Genomic DNA, 2,630 nt, shown 5'->3' with positions numbered 1-2,630 from the left:
GGCTTTACCTTGGACATTACCAATGCTTTCTTCAATTTCTAAAGACTGCTGGTAGTGGGCGATTGCTTCCTCTATTTTTCCTGTGTTGGTGTAGATTATAGCTAATTCATGGAGTACATTTGCTTTCTTGCTGATTAAATTTTCATCGTTATCAATCGAGTTCAAAGCATCCAATAAAACATTCTCTGCTTTTTTTATCTCACCAATACTTCTGTAAGCTACCCCTAACTCCCGCAAAATATTAATCCGATTGTTTTTATCTGTTCCTGGTTCCATCAGCAAGCGTTCCAGTAAATCAATGCGTTCTTGCTTTTCAGGTAAATCTAAACTTTCTAATATTCTTTCAGAATTAAGAGTTATGTCAATTGCTAACTCTCTAGTAGATTGGGCTGTTTGAAAATAAAAAACTCCCTTTCTCCATGCCCAAAAATCTGGGGCGTATTGTGCTAAACGTTTTAGTGCATCATCTTGTAAAAAAATCAGTATTGGGTGAGGAACACTATTTGTAAAAGCATCCCGAATAAAATTTAGGTCTTGGAGTACGGCAGGATATTCACCAAATAACCCAATAGATTTTTCTAACCCAATAATAATTAAGACTAATTTTTTATTTTCTTCTCTTGGGATTTTTTGTAGTTCTTCAAAAATAGCATCTCGTAAAAATCGTAAATTTGCATCAGCAAAGTTGCAAATCACAAACTGAATATCTTGACATTGATGATGATTTTTAAGAATTTCAATTAAAGCATTTCTATCTTTAGCAAAGTTGACAGCAACAAATCCAATTGTGAGCTTCTCATCAGCAAAATCAACAAATGTCAACAGTTCCCCTAATGACTGTTGATTAATTTGCATAAAAGCTGAGGTTTCTAAATTCACTTCAGGCATTGTTTGTAGGTGATGTGATTGCTTCTTGGAGAGCATTGATTTTCCTCACAACGGGGTTAACATAATTCCAGCGATTTTTGCCGTTATATTCAAAAACCCAAAGGTTAAATAACATTAACCTGGAGAGTTCATCTTTAGAAACATCTTTATTTACACACACCGCAGCTAAATCAGGATAGTAAGCTGTAGAAATACTCCGCTCAAAATTAAATTGTTCTTGTTTAATAGCATAGGTAAGATCATCATCATTAACCTTACTATGACCGCGAGTTGCTGCTGTGATAAATGCTTGTGATGCTATTTGCATTAACTGACGTACATGACCACCACTCGCTTCAGCTAATTCTGACAATAGCTGTCGAGATTCAAATACTGCATCTATATTAACTCGTTGTTCAACTACACTAGCAATTGCTTTGAGACTATTTTGATTATGTTGTAGATTCACATTATTTTTATCAAATTCATAGATATTTACCATCGGTACAATATTAGGGGTATCGAAGGAATTGGTGAGATTATTTTCAGAATAAACTATAGAAATTGGGGCTGTGTAAATAGTTGTACAATGTATATTTTGTAATTGAGCAGCATAATCACAAAATAAATGTTTGGCTACATTGGGCGGTATTCTGTCTAAGTTATCAAAAATAATCAGAAAACCTTTTTGATATTCTTGAGACCTTTTATATTTTTCTCTTAGTTTAGTGGAAGCATTGCCCAATAATAGATTTATGTCTGCCTGTAAGCGACCGATATTTTTCTGTAAATTTTGACGAATTATAATTTTTTGCTTATCAGCACCTTTAATTTGAGCTTGAATCTTGCCTAATAACTTAGAAAGAAAGGGAATTGTTATTCCTGCTTCCGCTTCAGCCGTCGCACTGACTGATTTTTCCACTGTTTGTTCATTTTCTTGAGTTATTTCTTTAAACCAAGATTCAAAACTTTGCAAAAGCTGATTATCAAAATTTAATTTTAATTTCTGCAATTCCTCAGCAACTTTTTTGATAATTACTAAATATAAATCTGTATATTCTGCGTCTAAAATATCTAATTCTGCATCGGCTTCTATATAAATAATTTTATATTCAGTTTCCCATTTTTTCTGAATTCGTTTTAATTCAGTGCTTTTGCCACATCCCCGATGTCCAGTAAATAATAAGCTACAAAATTCCCCAGGTTCAAGAAAGTCTAAGCGAGTGTTGATACTTTCAATTGCTTCCGTTTTGCGAACTTTTGATAAATCAACATAATAGCGATCAATATCTGTTGCTGCTAGAGGAGCAACATCACAAGCACGAAAAGCAGCTTTGAGATTAGTAGCGCGGTTAGGAGGAAAGGAGTTCATTATCAAGATAATAATTTATATAGATGACTACAAAGGTACATTCTAACAGAAAAAATTGGTTCTGCTTGGACAATTTTAATGGCGGCCATTGCGGCGGCTGTATCTGCGGGAGACAGGGCTGTAGTATAAATCCAACTAGGGGCGCGATTGCGTAAAAAGTCAATGAGAGGAAGGCTACCAGCGACATATCCACCCAAACTCCCCAAGGCTTTACTGGGCGATCGCTTCTTCTATTTTTCCTGTATTGGCGTAGATACCAGCTAATTGGTGCAAAGTCGCGGCTTTACCTTGGACATTACCAATGCTTTCTTTGATTTCTAAAGACTGCTGGTAGTGGGCGATCGCTTCTTCTATTTTTCCTGTATCGGCGTAGATACCAGCTAATTGGTGC

3 protein-coding genes and 1 pseudogene are annotated in these 2,630 nt (G+C 35.3%); all 4 read right to left on the bottom strand.

Annotated features, from left to right (window positions below; all coding sequences use genetic code 11):
• Positions 1-888: tetratricopeptide repeat protein (locus ACIR131C_RS26130; RefSeq protein WP_196811778.1), on the bottom strand; the 888-nt coding region annotated here is incomplete at its 3' end.
• Entirely contained in the window at positions 881-2,239 is a 1,359-nt protein-coding gene (locus ACIR131C_RS0115060; RefSeq protein ID WP_028090870.1) for an ATP-binding protein, read from the bottom strand. The genes ACIR131C_RS0115060 and ACIR131C_RS26130, both read right to left, overlap by 8 nt.
• A gap of 56 nt (positions 2,240-2,295) precedes the next feature.
• A pseudogene (locus ACIR131C_RS26125) lies at positions 2,296-2,454 on the bottom strand (aminotransferase class I/II-fold pyridoxal phosphate-dependent enzyme); the annotation flags it as partial.
• Positions 2,450-2,630, bottom strand: a 181-nt coding sequence (locus ACIR131C_RS26820) for a tetratricopeptide repeat protein (protein WP_231395470.1), incomplete at its 5' end; no start/stop codon positions are given. The gene ACIR131C_RS26820 and the pseudogene ACIR131C_RS26125, both read right to left, overlap by 5 nt.

The organism is Dolichospermum circinale AWQC131C, assembly GCF_000426905.1.
Lineage (GTDB): Bacteria > Cyanobacteriota > Cyanobacteriia > Cyanobacteriales > Nostocaceae > Dolichospermum > Dolichospermum circinale.
The sequence above is the reverse complement of the archived record's forward strand: the minus strand, read 5'-3'. Positions and strand labels throughout refer to the sequence as shown.